This is a genomic window from Tahibacter aquaticus (assembly GCF_004363655.1).
GTDB lineage: Bacteria > Pseudomonadota > Gammaproteobacteria > Xanthomonadales > Rhodanobacteraceae > Tahibacter > Tahibacter aquaticus.
Window position 1 is genome coordinate 1 of sequence record NZ_SNZH01000011.1, and the last position, 19,774, is coordinate 19,774.

General features: G+C 64.7%; 14 protein-coding genes. 5 read left to right on the plus strand and 9 right to left on the minus strand.

The features are described from left to right. Nucleotides 1–448: 448 nt before the first annotated feature. Nucleotides 449–727: a hypothetical protein gene (locus DFR29_RS17135; RefSeq protein WP_133819849.1), complete on the minus strand. Its 279-nt coding sequence runs from the start codon at nt 725–727 to the stop codon at nt 449–451. A 276-nt stretch (nt 728–1,003) separates the two neighbouring features. Then, entirely contained in the window at nt 1,004–1,510 is a 507-nt protein-coding gene (locus DFR29_RS17140; RefSeq protein WP_133819850.1) for a hypothetical protein, read from the minus strand. A gap of 846 nt (nt 1,511–2,356) precedes the next feature. On the opposite strand from DFR29_RS17140, the gene DFR29_RS17145 reads away from it, so the two are divergent. Continuing rightward, nucleotides 2,357–2,851 carry a hypothetical protein gene (locus DFR29_RS17145; RefSeq protein ID WP_133819851.1) on the plus strand — a complete coding sequence of 165 codons (495 nt, stop codon included), beginning with the start codon at nt 2,357–2,359 and terminating at the stop codon, nt 2,849–2,851. Between the two features lie 700 nt (nt 2,852–3,551). On the opposite strand, the gene DFR29_RS17150 is transcribed toward DFR29_RS17145, so the two are convergent. After that, on the minus strand, nt 3,552–3,827 hold the full coding sequence (locus tag DFR29_RS17150) for a hypothetical protein (protein WP_133819852.1): 276 nt from the start codon (nt 3,825–3,827) through the stop codon (nt 3,552–3,554). Nucleotides 3,828–4,036: 209 nt separating this feature from the next. On the opposite strand from DFR29_RS17150, the gene DFR29_RS17155 reads away from it, so the two are divergent. Next, nucleotides 4,037–4,258 carry a helix-turn-helix domain-containing protein gene (locus DFR29_RS17155; protein WP_133819853.1) on the plus strand — a complete coding sequence of 74 codons (222 nt, stop codon included), beginning with the start codon at nt 4,037–4,039 and terminating at the stop codon, nt 4,256–4,258. Between the two features lie 20 nt (nt 4,259–4,278). Here the strand turns inward: DFR29_RS17155 and DFR29_RS17160 are convergent, their stop codons facing one another. After that, nucleotides 4,279–5,301, minus strand: coding sequence for a hypothetical protein (locus DFR29_RS17160; RefSeq protein ID WP_133819854.1), 1,023 nt, complete (start codon nt 5,299–5,301; stop codon nt 4,279–4,281). A 921-nt stretch (nt 5,302–6,222) separates the two neighbouring features. Then, on the minus strand, nt 6,223–6,801 hold the full coding sequence (locus DFR29_RS17165) for a DUF5675 family protein (RefSeq protein ID WP_279571522.1): 579 nt from the start codon (nt 6,799–6,801) through the stop codon (nt 6,223–6,225). A gap of 351 nt (nt 6,802–7,152) precedes the next feature. Between DFR29_RS17165 and DFR29_RS17170 the strand changes: the two genes are divergently transcribed. The 3 genes from DFR29_RS17170 (at nt 7,153) to DFR29_RS17180 (ending at nt 10,886) form a co-directional block, all read left to right on the plus strand. Continuing rightward, on the plus strand, nt 7,153–7,449 hold the full coding sequence (locus tag DFR29_RS17170) for a hypothetical protein (RefSeq protein ID WP_133819856.1): 297 nt from the start codon (nt 7,153–7,155) through the stop codon (nt 7,447–7,449). Then, the gene (locus DFR29_RS17175; RefSeq protein ID WP_133819857.1) at nt 7,446–7,706 is read left to right on the plus strand and encodes a hypothetical protein; all 261 of its coding nucleotides are present in this window, start codon (nt 7,446–7,448) and stop codon (nt 7,704–7,706) included. Before DFR29_RS17170 ends, DFR29_RS17175 begins: the two co-directional genes overlap by 4 nt. 585 nt (nt 7,707–8,291) lie before the next feature. Further along, nucleotides 8,292–10,886 carry a M14 family zinc carboxypeptidase gene (locus tag DFR29_RS17180; RefSeq protein WP_133819858.1) on the plus strand — a complete coding sequence of 865 codons (2,595 nt, stop codon included), beginning with the start codon at nt 8,292–8,294 and terminating at the stop codon, nt 10,884–10,886. A 295-nt stretch (nt 10,887–11,181) separates the two neighbouring features. Here DFR29_RS17180 and DFR29_RS17185 read toward each other — a convergent pair whose 3' ends face one another. From DFR29_RS17185 to DFR29_RS17200, 4 genes are all read right to left on the minus strand, one after another. Beyond that, complete coding sequence (locus DFR29_RS17185; protein WP_133819859.1) at nt 11,182–13,362, minus strand: prolyl oligopeptidase family serine peptidase; 2,181 nt, start codon at nt 13,360–13,362, stop codon at nt 11,182–11,184. 212 nt (nt 13,363–13,574) lie between these two features. Further along, a complete protein-coding gene (locus tag DFR29_RS17190; protein ID WP_166654162.1) occupies nt 13,575–15,833 on the minus strand; it encodes a M4 family metallopeptidase in 2,259 nt (752 codons plus the stop codon). A 198-nt stretch (nt 15,834–16,031) separates the two neighbouring features. Next, complete coding sequence (locus tag DFR29_RS17195; protein ID WP_166654163.1) at nt 16,032–18,833, minus strand: winged helix-turn-helix domain-containing protein; 2,802 nt, start codon at nt 18,831–18,833, stop codon at nt 16,032–16,034. 411 nt (nt 18,834–19,244) lie between these two features. Further along, nucleotides 19,245–19,556 (minus strand): hypothetical protein, encoded by a 312-nt coding sequence (locus DFR29_RS17200; RefSeq protein ID WP_133819862.1) that lies wholly within the window; start codon nt 19,554–19,556, stop codon nt 19,245–19,247. Between the last annotated feature and the right edge of the window lie 218 nt (nt 19,557–19,774).

Below are 19,774 nucleotides of genomic sequence, written 5' to 3' on the forward strand. Positions count from 1 at the left end.
TAGCAAGCCGCTACAGCGACGAGAACACAAGCAGCGGTGCGATTGATCGGCTCAATCGGGGCTGAGAGAAAGAGGTGATTCTCAACAGCCTGCTAGACGTGGCGGTTTCTCTTCGCCTAGGACGTAACTCTTTTCACTTAACGCTCGCGTCTGAAATTCCGCCATGGCAGACGAACTCGCGAGCAGAAGCACTGCGAACAGCCGGATCAGCATGTCTCCCCCTGGAGTGCTGGTTGCGCGACAAAAGTATAGAACACAACAGACGCTGTGCAGGTAGTGAAAAGGGCCCTAATTTGAGGGCGCAAGTCGATGCTGCACCGCGGAATGAGCAGGCCTCGATCCGGCACGATAGCCGAGCGGAGTAACTCGCGCTTCGCTATAGATTCGAAGGTTGATCCCGGACCGGTCGACGGATCACCGCAACCGGTCCGGGGATCCATGCAGCTAACTAGCCCAGCGCTCTTCCCGTCGCCTCAATCAACCCCTTCACATCCCGCGACAGAATGGCTATCGCCTCGATCACCCGCGTATGCGAGCGCCGGTCGGGGTCTTCGACTTGCATGCTGAGCAGGGCGTCGCTCAAAGACGTGACGGCGGCCAGGCGAGCCATGGCTTCGTCGTGAAGGGCGCGTCTTTGTTCGGGGGTGTCTACGGCGTAGGCGAACAGTACGACAGGGGCCGTGGTGTCTTCACCGGCCAGGGGATAGAACGAGCCGATAGGCTTCATGGTTTGGCGCTCCTCGCGGAGTGAGTCAGATGGCGCCAAACTAGGCATGGCGCCGATGTGCCCTCATTATTTTTCGAGCCGCCAAACTCGGCTGCCACATGAGTGGCAACGGGCGCAGTTTTATATCTGCGCATTCCGGCGCGTCAAGGGTATCTGCACAAAATAAGTGGCCAGGTATACATCCGGCGCGACCATTCCGAACCGGATGCAGGGATAGACGAAACTGTCCCGTCGGGCAATTCACCACTGGGAGCTGGCTGTCCGCGGTTCTGCGACTCAACGCAACCGGCTACGCCGCCTTCCCTGCTCGACCGCCGCGACGACCGCGCATAGCGCAGCCAGCAGTGCCGCGGCGAATGCTGTCAGGGACGGTATTGGAACAGCACTGGCGTCGCCGTAGGGCGCGACGGTGACTGGACGTTGCCCCATCAAACGGGGTGGTCCGCCGCCCGACAAGGGGTGTGGAAGATAGAAGGCCTTCAAGGTGTAGACGCCTGGCGGAAATCTCCCGACGACATACGAGCGGGTGGTAGTGGGGAAGTTGCAGAAGGCGTTGACCCTCGCCGGAACGACGATGGTGATCGTGGTCCCGGCTGTCGTTACAACGGCATCGTTTGGGCCACCGTCGAAGAGGTAACAGCCACTCGCACGCGTCTCCATCGAAATGACATCGGCCGACGTCGGAGCCGCAGGTGACAGCACGGGTGGACCGAAAATGGCAAACAGCGCGCCACTTCTGGCGGCCAGCGTCAGAAAGCCCACGGTCTGCAGCAATCGCGTCATCAATGGCTCGATCCCGTTGCGCGCAGCGCCCATCACCGTAGTGACCTGGCTGCGAAATTCGCCAGTGGCTGTTTCTATACGACGGTCGTTGCTGGCGGGTTAATCGTTGGTTATTGCAGGCTGCGGATTGCACGAGGCGCACAGTGATGGCGGGGGGCGTGTGCCCTGCACTGCGCAAGGTTTCCGGGCGATTCGGGGGCGCCGAAGCGCTGGAGAACGGGCGGTTGCCGCGGTAGTTTGTCGGCAAACTGGGATGGCGCGCTCGTCCCATGCACGCACACACTCCTTCGTGTCGTAGCCCTTGTCGGCGCCGAGCGTGCCACCGTTTCCTGGCTGAATGCGTGCCGGATGAACAGATCCGCCTGCCGCACCGGCACACCCCAAGGGTCTTGTTGGGGAAAAGATCGGCCAGCACCGGCCACCGTGCCGTCCGCGCCGCGCACGACCACAACAGCGACCACGCCTACCGCGTCCGTGATCCTCCGTCGAGGGCAAACGCCGTTTCCCAAGTGTCGGCGACGGTGATCGTCGCGAGGGGCGCTTGCGCCAGGAACGTTCCCTTCAGCAACTCGCGCAACGCGTGTTCTGGATCGATCACTCCGTCCTTCGACCGTTGCACGGCAATGCGTTGATTGGCCCGTGACGAATAGTCTGCGCGAAGCCTCGGCTTCACACACGGCCCCGTATCCAAATTCACTCTTCCAATGAATTGCGTACGTTTGCATCGACTGCATAAAGTTTTCGCGACGCGAAAGCGGAGGGATCCCCACCGCCGCCACGCTCACACGCCATCGTCAGGGGTCGATGGACCATCGCAAGGAACAACGCACGCGTACGGAGACCGTTGTGGCCCAAAACCTCTTGTCCATCACCTATACCGACGAACAGATGGCCGCCGCCGAAGCCGCCATCACCCAGCTCGAAACCATCTTCGGGAATTTCCTTTCCCTCACCCCCGACGAACGCCGCCGCCTCAACCGCATGGGCCAGCAATCGCAGCCGTTCTGCGAGAAGACGTTGATGATGATGGAGCAGAACCGCCACCTGATTCCGCCCGTACTCGACATGGCGGAAGCCCGGCGCGACCAGAAAGCCCTGCAACTGCTGGAACCCCTGCTCAACCGCCTGGAACGCCTGGCCGAACGCGGCGCCGACACCGAAGCCGCCCTGGGCAGCGACCTGATGATGCTGTGCCTGGACGGCTACGCCGCCCTCGACCGCGGCGGCGTGGGCGAGGGCCTGGACAGCCTGCGCAAGGAACTGGCCAAGCGCTTCGCGCGCAAGCGCCGCGCTACGGTGGCCGAAAGCGCCGGAGCCGACGACCACGGCGACAAGAAGTAAGCCACCCGGCCCTCCTGACCGCCGCCGCGGCGTTCTGCCAAACGCGGCGGCCGGGAGGGCTACCAGATACCTTACGCACCCGGTCCGGCACCTTGCGCGCAAGGTTCAAAGCCTTGCAGACCTGGTGCCCCGCCGGGTGCGCAAGGTCGAAAGTCCCGAGTGCAAGGTCAAGAGTCCTGAATCCGGGCGCCAAAACGCCGGCTGCGCGCCGAAAACGCCCTGCCGCAAGCGCGGGCGGCTGAAATCACCGAAAAACCGGTCAAACCGCAAGGCCGACACCCTTGCGCGCAAGGTCCGGACCGCGGAACGCAAGCCTCCAAGCGCGGCCTGCAAGCATCAAAACCTTGAGCGCAAGGTCAAAACCGCGGCGGTTTGGAATTTCGACCTTGCGGGTAGCGGTTCAGACCTTGCGGACCCGGTCCGGCACCTTGGGCGCAAGGTAAAAAGCCTTGCGGACCCGGTCTGTAACCTTGCAGACCCAGTCAATGATCGTGCTCACAACGGAAGAATGCAGTCGTCAGAACTCGATACGCGCGCGAACGGCGGCTACAGCGCGCTCCCTCTGCCCCGACTGCGTCGGGGGAGAGGGTTGGGGTGAGGGGGCGACGCGAAGGTCGATGAGTCCCAGATGCTATCGCCGGAGCCACCCAGCGCCCCTAACAAATCGCAACGCCTGACCCACCTCAGCGCCACAACCGCCCTATCCCACCTCCCCCATCGCCACCAACAAGCCCCGCGCATCCCGCGACAAAATCGCAATCGCCTCCAACAAAGGCACATGACTGCGATCGTCATGCGCCTCGACCCGCACAGTCGTCAACGCATCGCTAAGCGCATTGGCCGCGGAGAGGCGGGCCAGCGCTTCCTGATGGAGGGCGCGGCGTTGGGCGGGGGTATCGACCGCGAAAGCGAACAATACGCCGGCGTCATCGCCTGTTTCGCATGGCAGCGGATGGAACGATCCGATGGATTTCATGGCGCGCCTCCATTCGAATCGCCATCGCCGCGCCGCAGCCACGTTGGCCACATCCCTACCCGGCAGCAAACAAGTTCCTTGCTCATGAACCCACCTCCCGCCGTCTGAGAATCGACGGCCGATCTCTTCCGTTCCAGCTCCAAGCCGCCGAACTAATACCATAGTACTAGCCGTAGGACGGTAGCAGGGTCTCGTTGTGGAGCCCTGCAATGCCTACATTTGAACAAGCGCTTGGCCAGGTAATTGCGACTGAAAGGAAGCGACTGGGACTCACACAAGAAGCTCTCGCTGAAGCGTGTGGCGTTCATACGACTTACGTAAGCCAATTAGAGCGAGGTCTGAAGTCACCAACAGTACGTGTCGTAAGATCTCTCGCCTCAGTACTAAAATCAACCGCCGCTTCTCGAATCGCGAAAGCAGAAAAAGCCTGAACTGGCGTGCCGACCGCCAACTACGACGCTAGATAAAATAGAAGAGCGGCGGCGAATTTCGCCAGAATTGAGCTGGACATAGCTCCGACGAACTTCAGTATAGCGACTAGAACGGATTTACTATTCTCGGCTCTAGCTGAGCGAATTGCTGCCTTGTCGCCCGCGGTTAAGCTCAAGTATGAAAGCTCTGACCACCTATCCAGCGAGCTTTCTGCGGCTCTTCCAATGTGAAAAGCGAGCCTATAGAAAGCAAATATACCGACTAGTGAAGCAACGACAAAGCTAGCTCCATCACGAATTGTTGCATCGCTTTTTACGAAAAGCCCTGAATACTCAATGGCAATCAGCGCAGCTACAATTCCGACAAAATATCTCGAAATCAACGGAATATAATGTGATTTTCTTACTACAGATTTCCACAGTCTCGAAGCACTCTCTTTGGGGACACTATCCAACCAGGAGTCCACCGTATCGAGTAGATTTCTCGCAACGATATAATCCACGTATTTTACTGAAACTATTGCCGTTCTTGCGCCAAACGTGCGAAACATTCTTGGAACATCGATCAGCATCCCCTTCGCCATTTGGCCCTCAACTGCAATTCGAGAACTCAACCGAACCGATAAATTATAGTTCTGGATAGTTCCCACCTTAGGCAACAAAATCATGAAATCATACGCTATCAACACACTTTCCACTGAACTAGAGTTTCCCGCATTGAAAGCACGAAATCGGTCGAAGGAACTAAAAGTTTCCTTGCTGTCTTTCACATAAAAAATTGTTGCTGAGCAGCTACTTGCACGAACATTGTACTGCTCACAGCATTGAGTTACCCGGTAATTCAATTGCTCAAGATCTGAAAACTCAATTTGAAATGGGTCTGAATACGCCTTCGAAACGTCTTCGGATTTCCCTGTTAGCTCATAGTAGATATTCTGCAAGACCTGAATACTAACCTTGCTTTCATGTGGTGTACCTTGCCCTACGACAGCGAGATCACCAACCCCCCCATCTCCCGAAGCATCACCCTGACTAGATATCACGAGACCCCCTATCGGCAACATCAACAGAATGTAGTATTGGCCTAATCTTTAACCCATCACTGATCAGCCAGATCAGGAACCGAAGCATTCGGCGCCCGAAAGCCATTCTTCCACTAATTATAAATTCAATCGCGACTAAATCTCGCGCCGTCGAGCGATGCCCAGTTCATCGGCCCACTTTTCGGCTGGTGGATAAGCACCTTACCGCTACTTGCTTTGGTGGCGAGCTGAAAGCGGAATACGGATTCGCTGATAGATCTGTTCAAGGGCATTGTGTTGCTTCCACCCCTCGAATGATCAGGAAAACCAATAGTCCTTGAGAAATGTCCCCAGAAGGCACGCCAGTGCACCGACCAAGGCAGCGACTACCGCGACCCCGAAGAATTTTTCGCTGCCCATTCTCGCCTCCGTTTTGCGGACTAGGGCTTACTTTCTTTCCTTGAACTGGTCTCTTCGGAATGTGCGAACAGAGCCAAACTCACTTAGCCCATTGAAACGAAGCGCAATCAGCTCACATAACCCATCAGAACCACGCAAACCGCCGCGATCCCCGAGACCTCCAGCCCATCCCCCGACGGATCCGCCACGGCCTCAGAAATACATCTGCAACTCTTGATGCCTTTTCCCGAAGGTCGTCCATGGAGCTGGGCTTGGCGACCTTGGCCACGAAGTCGGCGGCAGTGGCCAACCTGTTCTGAGTCGACAACTAACGGGGTCAGGTTTACTTCTTCGAGGACCAACGTCCGCGAAGCCCCTCCACCTGAACACCCCACCAGCCCTCACTATTCCGCCCCCTCCGCCGCCTTTCCATGCCTGATCGTTATTCGAATCGCCGCCTTCGACAACTAACGGGGTCAGGTTTACTTCTTCGAGGACCAACGCCCGCGAAGCCCCTCCACCTGAACACCCCACCAGCCCTCACTATTCCGCCCCCTCCGCCGCCTTCCCATGCCTGATCGTTATTCGAATCCCCGCCTTCGCGTCCGAATAGGGTTTGAGCAGGGCCATGAGCTCCTTCACCGCCTTGTGTGTGTTGCCGCTAACGTAGTCCTTGCTTTTTACGCTGCCGACCAAGATGCAACCCTCGGTATCCCCAGCGGCGTTCCCCCAGTGGATTCGTATATTCGTGAAGTTCGGAACATTAAGTAGCTCCGGCAGAACCGTCCCGAATTTGGGCGATTCTGTGAGCCTTATCTCGTAGGTACCCGTCGGAATAGCTGTCTCATTGGCTATCTTTTTGACGCGCTCCACGTCCTCCAGTGTGTAGAAGAGGTGGCGCCCGCGGAGGCTCAGCTCGCCCATCGTGCTTTTTTTCGTGAATGTCGTTCTGACCAGAAGCAACTCGCAGGGTCCGAGCACCTTCTTCGTCGAGCCTGCCGTTGAATCCCCCGCGCCTACCGTTCCGGGTATCGGCGAGGCCGCGGGGATCCGGGTGCCCGGGTCAATCGTTGTCGTGCCTTGGTCTCCGCATGTTGGTCCTGGCGTTCGTCCGCAAGCCATGGCTGACCACCTCCGTTTGCCGTGTTCGTGTGCCGACTGGTGTTTGCAACAGCGGGTTCGGCTTTACTGCTGGAACGGCCTCACGGGTTGAGCTGCCGGCCGTGGGTCGACCTGACTGCGCTGGCTCAACGCCGTACTGCGCCGCAACATTGCGCCACGGCAGCCGTCGGCCCGCTTCGCCCGGATGACGCCCATGGGACACGCTGTCGCCTCACGGCGCGTTCTCTCACCCGCCGGGGTATACCGCTGCAGAAAACGCGGCAGACGCGCCCGGTCGACACGGGTCGGCCACTCCCCCGCCCTTCCCGGAATGCCCGTGGCGCGTCGGACCACCCATTTCTGTCTCACCCGGTGATACAGGGCGCCCTGACCCTCCGCGCCATGATCTCGAACCACACTTGGCACCGCGCCGGCCTCACCCTCACGCTGCAATCGCCGGACGGGCATCGGGTCGGCAGCATTTCTGCCGTGGAGAACGGCCGCTGGCGCGTGGAGACGCGATTCAGGACGGGGCATGCGGATGTGCGCACTTACGACTCGCTGGCCGAGGCGCAGCGCTATCTGGCGGATCCGCTGGATGCGGCGCTGGTGCGGCTGTTGTCGCCGGCGGCGATCAATGCGTTGCGGCGCGCGGGGTTGATGCCGTGATCATTGCGGCGCAGTGGCGCGACGACGGCTATGGCCAGCATGTGCTGTTTGCTGGCCCCGAGCCCATGGCCCAGGTGCAGCGCGTGCCGGGGCGAACGCAGTTTCGCTGCGGCATCCGCAGCCCTACGGGGCTGCGCTACACGCTGTTTCCTACGCTGGAGCAGGCCAAGGCACAGGCGGAGCTGGCGGTGGATGCGATGGTGCGTGCGCGGCTGGGGGATGCGGCGAATCGGGTGCTGAGCGAGGCGGGGTTGTAGCCGTGCGCGCGTGCCAGCCCCGGCGCCCGTGAGGACACGGCGTTCTCGCAACGTTGCACCGCTTCAGCGCGCTAGGCCTGCTTGAGAACAATCACGCGCGGAAGCGCAATCACGTTCTGTGTCATACGCAGTACGTCCTTGTCCGGGTGAGGAATGGCCAGGCGGCCAGCACCGTTCGCGTGTTGGGATACGGTGCCGTTTCCTGATGCGGCGGGGCGAACGCAGGAAGTGTCTACGATGACAGCGCTTTCAGCGGCCGCAGCTTTGTATTGAGGGGCGTTGACCCTGCCGGGACGCCCGGCGTTCCGACTGCCCGCCCCGACTGTGGCCGGAGCCGGTCATTCCGGCGCCGGCCTCGGCTTGGGCAATGTGCACACGTTCGCACATGCGGCAACTGCCGCGTGCTATCTAACGGCGTTGCCGCGCGCCGGCGACAGCGGCTGCGGGGGCAGCCTCGCCGGGCGCGGCATACGCGCGGACCCTGGTCCGCACTCGCACGGCCGTTTCCGGCGCCATCATCCGCCGGCACGGCCGACTATCACGCCGGCCGTCGGGGAGGATGGCCGGCTGACCCTGGAGAGTCCCATGCTGTCCAAACTGGCCGTATTGCCGCTGGTGTTAGCCGGCGCCCTCAGCGCGCCCGCGCAGGCGGAAGAAACCTGGTTCGTCACTGCAAGCTACGAAAAACCCGGGCAGCTGCAGGCCATTGCCTCGCAGTTCCAGCATCTGATCGTGGACAAGAACAAGCGCACGGTCAGCGTAGAGGCCGACGCCTCGACGCTGAGTGCACTGCGCGCGGCCGGCTTCGATGTGCGCATCGACGAGGAGAAGACGGCCAAGCTGCGCGCCTATGAGTCGGCCCTGGCGGCCGGCGGCGGCCTGCGCAGCATTCCCGGCTACAGCTGCTACCGCACCGTGGAAGAAACCCAGACCACGATGAACCAGCTCGCCACGCAGAAGCCGAACCTGGCCGAGGTGCTCGACATAGGCCCGAGCTGGGAAAAGACCCGCAACGCCAATAACGGCTATACGGTGAAAGTGCTGCGCCTGGGCAACAAGGCCACCGACGCGGCACTGCCGGACAAGCCGGCCCTGGTCGTGATGAGCGGCCTGCATGCGCGCGAATACACGCCGGCCGAGACCATGACGCGCTTCGGCGAGTGGCTGGTGAACGGCTACGGCACCGATGCCGAGGCCACCTGGCTGATGGACAATTTTAAATTTCACCTGATCCTGCAGGCCAATCCGGATGGGCGCAAGAAAGCCGAAGCCGGTTCGTCCTGGCGCAAGAACACCAACAACACCAACGGCAGCTGCTCGGCATCGAGCTATGGCACCGACCTGAATCGCAATTTCCCGTTCCACTGGAACAGTGCGCCCGGCGGTTCCAGCGGCGATGCCTGCGCCGAGACCTATCGCGGCCCGGTGCGCGGCTCGGAACCGGAAACGCAGAACATCGTGCGCTATGTCGCCGGCACCCTGGGCAGCAACGGCAGCTATAGCGGCGGCGTTTTCGCCGACCGCCGCAGCGATGCCGTCAGCAGCGCCGCGCCCGACGATTACAAGGGCGTGTTCATGGACATCCACAGCTATGCGCAGCTGGTGCTGTGGCCCTGGGGCGATACCCCCACGGCGGCGCCGAACGGCACAGCCCTGCGCACCTTCGGCCGGCGCCTGGCCTGGTTCAATAATTACACTCCGCAACAATCTGACGAGTTATACGCCACCGACGGCGCCAGCGACGACAACATGTACGGCCTGCTCGGCGTACCCGCGTTCACCATCGAGCTGGGCGTGGCGTTCTTCGAAAGCTGCACCACGTTCCAGAACACGACGCTGCCGCAGAACCTCGGCGCCCTGCGCTATGTCGCGCGCAACCTGCAGGCGCCGTACAAGCTGCCGGCGGGGCCGGATACCACGGCGGTGAGTGTGTCGCCGACGAGCGTCGCCGCGGGCGGCCAGATCACCGTGACGGCAACCGTCGACGACAGCCGCTTCAACCAGAGCAACGGCAGCGAAACCGTGCAGAACATCGCCTCGGCCGCGGCCTATGTCGATGCCACGCCGTGGCAGGCCGGCGCCGTGCCGGTGGCGATGGCGGCCAGCGACGGCAGCTTCAATGCCAGCAGCGAAGGTGTGCGCGCCACCATCAGCACCAGCGGCCTTGCGCCGGGTGTGCACACCGTGTTCGTGCAGGGCACCGACGCCGCCGGCAAGCCCGGCACGCCGAATGCGGTGCGCTTCACGGTGACCGGCGGCGCCAACCAGGCGCCGGTGGCGAACTTCAGCGCCGTCGCCAACGGCCTGACCGCGAGCTTCACCGATACCTCGACCGACAGCGACGGCAGCATCGCCTCGCGGGCCTGGAATTTCGGCGACGGCAGCACGTCGACCGCGACCAATCCCAGCAAGACCTACGCCGCCGCCGGCACCTACACCGTCACGTTGACCGTTACCGACAACGCCGGCGCCAGCAACACCAAGAGCAGTTCGGTCACGGTGAGCAGCGGCGGTGGCAATGTGCTGCAGAACGGCGTTGCCGTCAGCGGCCTTGCCGGTGCGGCCGGCGCCAGCCTGAGCTACACGCTGGTGGTGCCGGCCGGTGCGAGCAATCTCAAGTTCGTGACCAGCGGCGGCAGCGGCGACGCAGACCTGTACGCCAGGTTCGGTTCCGCGCCGACGACAACCAGCTACGACTGCCGCTCGGAAGGGTCCAGCAACGCGGAGACCTGCACCATCGCCACGGCGCAGGCTGGCACTTACTACGTGCTGGTGAAGGGCTATGCGGCTTTTTCCGGTCTGAGCCTGACCGGCAGTTACAGCACCGGTGGCAGTGGCGGGGGCACCTTCGAGAACACGACCGATTTCGTCATCACCGACAACGCCACCATCGAAAGCCCGGTCACAGTCAGCGGCATTGCCGGCAATGCGCCGGCAACGCTGAAGGTCGACGTGGCGATCAACCACAGCTACCAGGGCGATCTGAAAGTCGATCTCGTCGCGCCGAACGGCACGGTCTTCAATCTGTGGAACCGCACGGGCGGCGGCACCGACAACATCATCCAGACGTTTACCGTGAACGCCTCGGCCGTGACGGCCAACGGCGTGTGGAAATTGCGCGTGAACGACAATGGCAATGGGGATACAGGAACGCTGGACCGGTGGGCGTTGCGGTTCTAGAGGGGTTTAGGCCCGGCGAAAACTCCCGCTCCCCCGAGTGCTTGGGGGAGCGGGCCAGGGTGAAGCAGCGGTGTTGGACGCTGCCTCGGCGCGTTGAATTTCGCGCCACGCTTTCAGACGCGGAATTTTGGCGATAGACGTGAGCCGAGGTTCGCAGCCATGGCTGCCGCCTCACCCAACCCTCTCCCCCAAACACGTTTGGCGGAGAGGGCTTTATGCGCCACGCATCACGCATCAAAGCGGCACACTGACCGCTTGCACATCACCTTGCCCGGGCGCCCAAGCAGCCGTAGTGCTACCGCACTTCACTCGGCGCCAGATTGCGCAGCAAAAACGTGTACTCGTCCGCCAGCAATTCCGCGACCTGCAATTTATTGTTGCCCAGGCCATGGCCGGCGTCGTAGTCCACGCGCAACAGCACCGGTTTGCCGGAACCTGAAAGCGCCTGCAGGCGCGCCGCCATCTTGCCCAGCTGCCAGGGCGGTACGCGCGGATCGTTGATGCCGGTTTCCAGCAGCACCGCCGGATACGCGCCGCCCGGGCGCAAATTGGCATAGCCGCTCAGCGCGCGCATGGCGCGGAAATCGTCTTCGATGTTTACGCTGCCGAATTCGTTGATGTTTGCCTCGCCGCCCTCGGTCACTTCGGTGCGCAATACGTCGGTGACGCCGACGCGGATCAGCACGGCACCGAACAACTCCGGCGCCTGGGCAATCGCCGCGCTCATGATCACGCCGCCGGCGCTCTTGCCGGCAATGCCCAGGCGCTGGGGCGTGGTATAGCCCTGGGCGATCAGCCAGCGCGCCGTGGCGAGGAAATCGTCGACGGCATGCTGCTTGTTGTTGCGCCGGCCGCCTTCGCGCCATTCCGCACCTTTCTCGCCACCACCGCGCACATGGGCGAAGGCGATGATGCCGCCGCGTTCGTACCAGGCCAGGTCGGCGGCGGAAAACCACATCGGCGAGATGGCGCCGTAGGAACCGTAGGTGACCAGCAGTACCGGGTTGCTGCCGTCGAGCTTCAGATCCTTGCGCGCGGTCAGGGTCAATGGCACGCGCAGATCGCCATTGGGCACTTCCAGCCGGCGCGTGACGATGCTGGAAAAATCGGCCGGATCGGCGGCGCGAACGCCCGTGTCGGTGAGATCGCCGCGGTCCGGGTCGTAGCGGAATACGCGTGGCGACAAGGTCGGTCCCTGCAGCGCCAGCAGCGCGCCTTTGCGCCGCGGGCTGCTGTCGAATTCGATCAGTTCGCCGTCGGCGCCCAGCGGTATTTCCCTGGCCCGGTTCGGCGTGTCGTAGGACAGCGTGCGCAGCACGCTGCGCCCCTGGCGCAGACCGGCGACATACAGCGCATCGCCGGCAACCGCAAGGCCGCCGCTTTCGTCGGCGATGCTGATGTCGCCTGCGGCCAGCCATTCCTGCGCATCGGCCAGTTTCTGCGTGCGCGCATCGAAGCGCAGCACGCGGCCGGTACGCTGCGGTTTTTCTGCAATGACGTAGATCCAGTCCTTGTGCGCCAGCGCAATGCTGACGCCGTCGTCGAAGCCGGCGATGGCGCGCCAGGGCGCATCGGCTTTGCGCGCATCGCGCAGCCACAGGGCGGGATCGTTGTCGGTGCCGCGATATACCGAGGCGATCAGCCAGCGGCCGTCGCCGCTGACCTGCACGCCGGGAAACCAGGATTTGCTTTCCAGCGCGATCGCCGCATGCACGCCGTAGCCGAAGACGGCGGTGTCCCGCGCCGTATCGCTACCCAGCGCGTGGTAGTAGACCCGCTGCTTGTCGTACTTGGCGGTGGCAGGGTCTTGCGCCGTCAATGCCTGCAACTGGGTGTAGTAGAAGCCGCGCCCCCTGGCGTCCCAGGACGGTATCGGCGCAGCCACGCGCTCGATGCGTTCCGGCAGCAGTTTGCCGCTGGCCGCATCGACGATGTGCAATACCCAGTCTTCGCCCCCGCCGTGGGAGACGATGAATGCGACGTGGCGTCCGTCCGGCGCGACGCTGATGAAGTCGACGCTGGCGCGGCGCTCGGACGTGGACAGGCTGGCTGGGTCGAACAGCACGCGGCGCTCGCCCCCCTTGCGCGGCCAGCTGACCAGGCGTGCGGCATTGCCGTCGGCGGGGGTTTCCAGGAAGAAATAATGGCCGCCGGCCTCGGCGACGAAACGTGTGCTGGCCGTGCCTTTCTGCAGTACGCGGATGCGATCGAACACGTGCTGCCGCAGCGGCGCATCCTGTGCGTACCAGCGCCGCGTGTAGTCGTTCTGGGCGCGCAGCCAGGCGACCAGCTCGGGATTGTCGCGGGCTTCCATCCAGCGATACGGATCGCTTACCTCGCTGCCGAAATAGCGGTCGCGCACCTCGGCTACGCGGGCAGGCGGCGGTGGATCGGTGGCGGGGCTCGCCAGCGCAGGCAACAGGCTGGCGGCGAGAACGACTACGCGGACGAGGTGTGGCCGATAGGGTATGCGCATCGGCCGATACTACGAATCGCTACGTAGATTGACTAGATGCGCTGCAGCACGCCGCCGTGCCGGTGCCGGACCACCGGACAGTACGGCAATACCGACACCGCCCGGCATGACCGGATGGCATCGCGCAGAACCGCCATGAAGACCCGGCCGCCGGATGCGGCGGCCGGGCCTGTCTCGGGCCAGGCAGGCAAGGCGCCTGCCTGGCCCGGCGCTTACGGCTTTTGCAGGCTCAGGGTATAGCTGCCGGTGCCGGCAAAGTTCACAACGCGCACAACGTAATACCCGGCGGTGCCGGTATAGGCGATGCGCTCCGACGAGGTTGCCGATTCGCTCTTGGCCACCTGGGCCCAGGCGCTGCCGTTCCACTTGTCCAGGTAGATGTCGAAGTCGGTGCCGGCCGGTCCGGTCAGGCAGACGGTATGCGCGCCGCTGACCGTGGTCTGGTAGTAGTTGCCGTTGGGCTGGACCTGGGTCTGGCCGGCGGCGCCGCTGAAGGTGCCGCTATAGCTGGTGCCCGGACAGGTACCGCCGCCACCCGTGCTTACCGTGACCTGCTGGCTCTTGCTGTTGCTCGCGCCCTGGTTGTCGGTGACGGTCAGGGTGACGGTATAGGTGCCGGCCGTCGTATAGGTCTTGCTGGTCGTTGCACCGCTGCCGCTGGTGTTGTCGCCGAAGTTCCAGCTGTAGCTGGCGACGGAACCGTCCGGATCGCTGGAACCGCTGCCGTTGAGCGCCACCGTAAGGCCGCTCGGCGCTGCGGTGAACGAAGCCACCGGCGGCTGGTTGCCGCCACTGCCGCCGCAGGCATTCGGATTGGCCGGCGCGGTGCCGGTGACGCCGACGGCATCCCAGGCCTGGCCGACGCGCACTTCGTCGCAGGCACCGACCGTGCCGTTGGCGCGGGCGCGCGTCATCATCGCGTTGCGCAGGCGCGCGAAGGTGTCGTTGGCCTGCAGGATGCTGGTATGCGATTCGTACAGGTACTTGATCGCGCGATCGAACGGAATCGCCGTCACCTGCACGCTGCTGGCGCCGCGCGGGTGCGTGCCGCCGGTGGTGAGCAGGTAGAACGCGAGATTGACGATGCCGCTGGACAGGTGCACGCCGCACTGGTCGTTCTGCTGCGACGGCGTGCAGCTGCCGTATTGCTGGGTGTACTGGGTGTAGTGGTCCAGGCTGCGGCCGTCGGCCTTGGGATCGTTCATGAAACGCAGCGCGGCGGTGCCGTTGCGCATCAGGCCTTCGCCGAGTTTCCAGGTGTTGGCATCGGGCGTATAGCTCACCGCCGTGCCGGCGCCGGGCTCGCCCGAGACTGTATTCATCCACGCCTCGACCGCAGCGGCGTAGATGTCGGACGAGGCTTCGTTCATGCCGCCCGACTGCTTCTGGTAGACCAGATTGGAGGTGGACTGGGTCACGGCGTGGCCGAGTTCGTGATAGATCACGTCCGGCTCGCTGTTCATGTCGTAGAAGGTGCTGCCGCCGTTGCCCATGGCGATCTGCGAACCGCTCCAATAGGCATTGTCGCCGCTGCAGCCGCTGTTGCCCTGGAAGGTGGCCTTGACCGAGACCGTGATCTTGGCGCCGGCGCCGTTGTACGAATCGCGGCCGAATGCATCGCGGAACCACCAGTAGACACGGCCGGCGTTGCGATAGGCCTGGTTGACCACGCTGTCGGCGCTGCTGCCGCCTTCGCTCATGGCGAGCGGGCCGGGCAGGCCCGAGCCGCTCGCCGATACACAGGCGTTGTTGAGGTTGTGTACGGCGCGGTTGATCGCGTCTTGTACATAGGTGTAACTGTTTAACAATGCGCCAGTGCGTGCATCGACGAACACGCGTGCGGCCAGCGGCCGGCCGCTGACGCCTTCGTAGGCGATGTCGGCGTCCCAGGCCAGCGTCGGCGCATGGCCGTCGGCGGCATAGACGCTCAGTTCCGGTGCGCGCGTATAGCGGAAGCCGCGCGCGGCGGCCGCGGCGGCGCGCACTTCGGCGCCGTCGTTGAGCGCTACCGTGCGCACGGCCTCGGCGTACAGTTCGCTCGCGGCGCGCGGATTGTCCACGGCCAGGTTACTGACCGGAATGGCGCTGCCGAACACGGCTTCGACCGTGCCGGCGGCATCGGTCTGCACGACCAGGCCGTCGCCCCAGACGGGCACGCCCCGGTATTCCTGGCGGCTGCGGTGGAAGCGGCGTCCGTCGGCGGTCGTGGTGACCGAGTGCACGCGCACGCTGTCGGTGGCAGACAGGCCGACCAGTCTGCCCAGTTCGCCCTGGAACAGGGCGCTGACGGCATCGCTGTCGACGGCACGCAGGGTGGTTTTGCCGGCGAGCAGGTCGGTGCGGCCGTTTTCGCCGCGACTGACGGAGGTGAAGCCCAGCGCCTGCGCGCGGGTTTCGGTGGATTGGGCCTGTACGGCGGGAACGGCCGCGAACGCGGCGGCAAGGGCCAGCGGAAGTACTGCGAAACGCATCGTCGTTTTCCTCATGCTGTTGAACGCAACGGGTGTTGCGCCAGCAAGTCGCGTGACGATGCAGCAGGGCGCCGCCCGGAAAAGGCGGTGCAATGCGGTTGCCCTGGACAACCGCCGCTGTTGCGTAGTTCGACGACCGCACCCCCGACCCGGAGAGACCTGTCATCGCCCCGGCGTTATGGCACGGGGCGGCGCAACCTAAGGCGTGCCGCGCGCGGCTGCAAGCTGCGCTGCAACATCGGCGCCCGCGGCGTCGAGCAGCCAGAGATCGGAAGCGCCGCGTAATCCACTTTTTGCCAATAGCTGGCCATGCCGCGCCGCGCTGCAGTGCGCGGCGCGCGGGTTGGTTTCGGCAATGCTGTGCACCAGCAGTTCGCCGAGCACGTCGGCATGCCGGCGCGCGTCCGCGTCCAGCGCATCCATGAGCTGCGCCGCCAGCGCCGTATCGCCGCGGCGTTGCGCCAGCAGCGCCTGCACCGTGCGCAGGCGGCGGCGGCTTTGCCAGTTGTCCGCCGGCAAGTCCGCGCCGCTGCGCGCGGCTTCGCTCGCGGCCAGGTCGAGCTGGCCGGCGGCCAGGGCGATTTCGGCCAGGGCCAGATGCGCATCGGCGCTCAGCGCCACATAGCCGGCGCGCTGCAGCAGTTCCTGTTGCGCCTGGACCAGCCGGCGTGCGCCGTCGAGATCGCCGCTGCGCGCCAGCAACGGTGCCAGCACGAGTACCAGCTTGCTGCGGTCCGGCGTACTGTCCAGCGTCGCCAGATTGCTGCGCGCGGCGGCGAGCAGGCGCCGGCTTTGCGCCAGGTCGCCAGCCTGCAGGGCGAGTTCCGCTTCGCCGACATCGGCGTAGATCTGGTAGTGCGGCAGCTGCGGCGCGCGGCATTGGCCGAAGGCGTTGCGTGCGCGCATGGATTCGCCCTGGGCCAGCGCAATGGCGCCGCGCAGGCACGACAGGCCCACTACCTGGCCGGTGCGCGTGCTGTCGCCGGCCAGCACCTGTTCGGCGCGATCGAGCAGTTGCCGTGCGCGTGCGTAGTCGCCGCGGTCGTAGGCGACGCTGGCGGCGAAATGGCTGAACCAGAGCGAGGCCATGCCCTGCAGCGGCTGCGTGTCGAGCAGGGCCAGGCGCCGGTCGGCCGCGGCACTGTCGCCCTGCAGCAGCTCCTGGTGCAACAGATCGATGCTGGCGATGGTGCGCGCATGGCGGTCGCCGGCCGCATCGGCCACGGCGACGGCCTGGGCCAGGCGCTCCGCGTAGGCCGGCATTTCTCCCTTGCGGTAAAAATGGAAAGCGCTACGGCGCAGCGCGTCGAATTCGACCGCGACATTGCCCGCGGCGCGCGCCTCGGCCAGTAGCTGGTCCAGCGCCTGGCGCTGGGCCGCGGCATCGTCGCGCAGCAGTTGGGCAAGAAAATGCGCACGCAGGGCGCCGAGGCGATCATCGCTGCGCACATACAGTTCCTGCGCCTGCTGCAGCAGCGCTGTCGCATCGCCTTCGGCACCGCCGCCGGCGGCGTCGGCCAGCAGGCTCAGGGCACGCGCCTGCTCGTGTTCCCAGCCCAGGCGCGCGGCCTGCGCCGCCGCCTGGCTGGCGCTGACGCGGGCACGCAGGGGCTCGCCGCCGACCAGCTCGGCGATGGCCCGCTCCAGCAGCCAGGGCACAGCCTGGCGGGGTTGCGCCGGCACTTCGCCGCCCAGCCGCCGCAGCGCGTCTTCGCTGCGCCCGCCGCGGCGCAGGTTGCGCGCCTGGGCCAGGCGCATCGCCGCCATGTCTGCACTGTTGCTTTGTTGCAAGGTATTGAAGGCGGCCGCAGCCTGGTCGAAATCCTGCGCCAGCGCGAGCAGATCGGCCTGGTGCATCGCGCGCACCGGCGGCGGCAGTGCAGCCACCCATTCGCGCAGGCGCGGCAGTTGCGCCTCGGCCGCGCCCTGCTGGCCGAGTTCGGCCAGGTCCTGCGCCAGGCGCAGGCGTGCATAGCCGAAATCGGGTTCGGCGGCGATCACGGCCTGGTAGTGCTGCGCCGCACTGGCGCGGCGATGGCGCTGTTCGTCGTGCAGGCCGGCGACGAATTCGGCTGCCGCCCTCGCATCCAGCTGCAGCGCCGGCCAGGCCTGCGCGGCGGATTCTGCCGCCAGCACGCGGTGTACATCGCGGCTGAGGCTATCCAGGCCCGGCACCAGACCGGCTGCCGTCACGTTCAGTATCAGGTCGTGCTGGATGCCGTTGCCGCGCAGGCGCGCGCCGAGCTGCCAGCTGCCGGCTTCGCCGTCGCCCGGCGCGGCGCTCAGCAGTACCACGACGTCGTCGCCCTGGCTGGCGGAATCGGCGCTGACCTGGGCCAGTTGCACTTCGCTGCTGGCGCGCAGCTTCCACTCCAGCCAGGCCTGCAGCAGATGCACCGGCCAGGCGGCCGCTTCGGTGCCGCCGGGATCGCTGGCGGCGGCGAGCACGATGCGCCGCGGCGCCTGCGCGCTGACTTTCCACCACAGTGCGCTGGACAGCAGCAAAGCAAGCGCCGCAAGTACCGTCGCGGCGACGGCGCGGCGACGGTCACGCCAGCCTCGCTGCAGCGGCGCCTGCGGCGCCACGACGGCCGGCGCCGGCGGTGCCGCGGCGGGCAGCGACACCGGCGAAGCCGCGGTCGTGGCTTCGTCGGCCCATTGCACCGGCTGCGGCGGATCGAACACATAGCCAAGCTTGGCCACGGTGCGGATCCAGTCCTTGGCGCCGGCGCCCAGCGCGCGGCGCAACAGCCAGATGCTTTGGGTCAGATTGGCGTCCTCGACCACGACGCCGGGCCAGACCTGGCGAAAGATATCGTTGCGGCTTTGCAGTACGCCGGGATGGGCCAGGAACAGCAGCAGCAGATCGAAGATGCGCTGGGCCAGTTCGATTTCGCCGTCGGCGCGGACTACGCGGCGATAGCGCAGGTCGATCTCGATCCCGCCCACGTGCAAGCGCCGCTGCGCCGCCGGCCACGGCAGTCGGAAGTGTTCGCTCACAGGCCCTCCCCGATAGCGATGGATGGCGCGGCTGCAGCCGGTTCCTCGCTGCGGGTCGCACCGGCGCAGCGACCTCCCCGTCATGCGCCAGCGAAATAGTTACTCCAGTAACGATCTCGACTCAAGCGCATGAGCGCGCAATCGCGGTTCAGATCGATATCTATCGCGCCACTCGCGGCACGGAGATGCGCAATTGATGCGGGATTGATGCTGCGCCAGAGGCGGTACCTGCCCGTCATGGCGACGCTGCAAGGGCGCCAGCACACCCCTGACCCGGAGGCGCCGCCCCGCCCTGCCTCCAAAGGGCGGGGCACCTGTATCGAAATAACGCAAGACGGGTTCCGCGCGATGGCGCGGAACCCGGTAGTCGATCAAACGAGGCGCGCGGCCAGCGCGGCGCGCCAGATGGCCTTAGCGGCGGCTCTTGCCGTTGTCGGTGCTGTCGTCGACGCGATTGCCCGAGGCGGAACGCGTGTTGCCGCTATCGTCGTCCCACGAGGAGCGCGAGGGGTTCTGTGTACCGGCCTTGGTCGGGTCCGTCGTGTTCTGGTCCACCGCATGGCCGCGGCCGCTGCTCGGCGAGCTGTCGCCGTGGCGACCGCCGGCCTGCTGCGGTTGCGCCGGCTTGCGGTTGTTGTCGTCCTGCTGGTTCTGCGGCGGCTGGCGCGGCGGATTCGGGTTCTTGTTGGCGTTCGGGTTGGTCGGCATGGTGGGTATCTCCATTGGCTTGACTGCGCGAATGCGCCAATGGAAGTGGCAAGCCGCATGCCAGGGCAGAAATAGCGCTAAACCGCGCATTTGCTGCGCATTCCACACGGCGTTTCGCATGCAATCCGCGCAGGGCCATGCAAGGTAAAGAGCCCGCTTGCGCTGGCGCTACGGCGACAGGAAAAGCGGCGGCGGACGCGACAGAATCGCCAGCAAGACTGCCCCAGCCTGCA

Excerpts from the sequence above, each read along its gene's own strand:
- DFR29_RS17135 (WP_133819849.1), bottom strand. The coding sequence starts at position 727 with ATGAAGCCTATCGGCTCGTTCTATCCCCTGGCCGGTGAAGACACCACG.
- DFR29_RS17140 (WP_133819850.1), bottom strand. The coding sequence starts at position 1,510 with ATGACGCGATTGCTGCAGACCGTGGGCTTTCTGACGCTGGCCGCCAGA.
- DFR29_RS17150 (WP_133819852.1), bottom strand. The coding sequence starts at position 3,827 with ATGAAATCCATCGGATCGTTCCATCCGCTGCCATGCGAAACAGGCGAT.
- DFR29_RS17155 (WP_133819853.1), top strand. The coding sequence starts at position 4,037 with ATGCCTACATTTGAACAAGCGCTTGGCCAGGTAATTGCGACTGAAAGG.
- DFR29_RS17165 (WP_279571522.1), bottom strand. The coding sequence starts at position 6,801 with ATGGCTTGCGGACGAACGCCAGGACCAACATGCGGAGACCAAGGCACG.
- DFR29_RS17180 (WP_133819858.1), top strand. The coding sequence starts at position 8,292 with ATGCTGTCCAAACTGGCCGTATTGCCGCTGGTGTTAGCCGGCGCCCTC.
- DFR29_RS17185 (WP_133819859.1), bottom strand. The coding sequence starts at position 13,362 with ATGCGCATACCCTATCGGCCACACCTCGTCCGCGTAGTCGTTCTCGCC.
- DFR29_RS17190 (WP_166654162.1), bottom strand. The coding sequence starts at position 15,833 with ATGCGTTTCGCAGTACTTCCGCTGGCCCTTGCCGCCGCGTTCGCGGCC.
- DFR29_RS17200 (WP_133819862.1), bottom strand. The coding sequence starts at position 19,556 with ATGGAGATACCCACCATGCCGACCAACCCGAACGCCAACAAGAACCCG.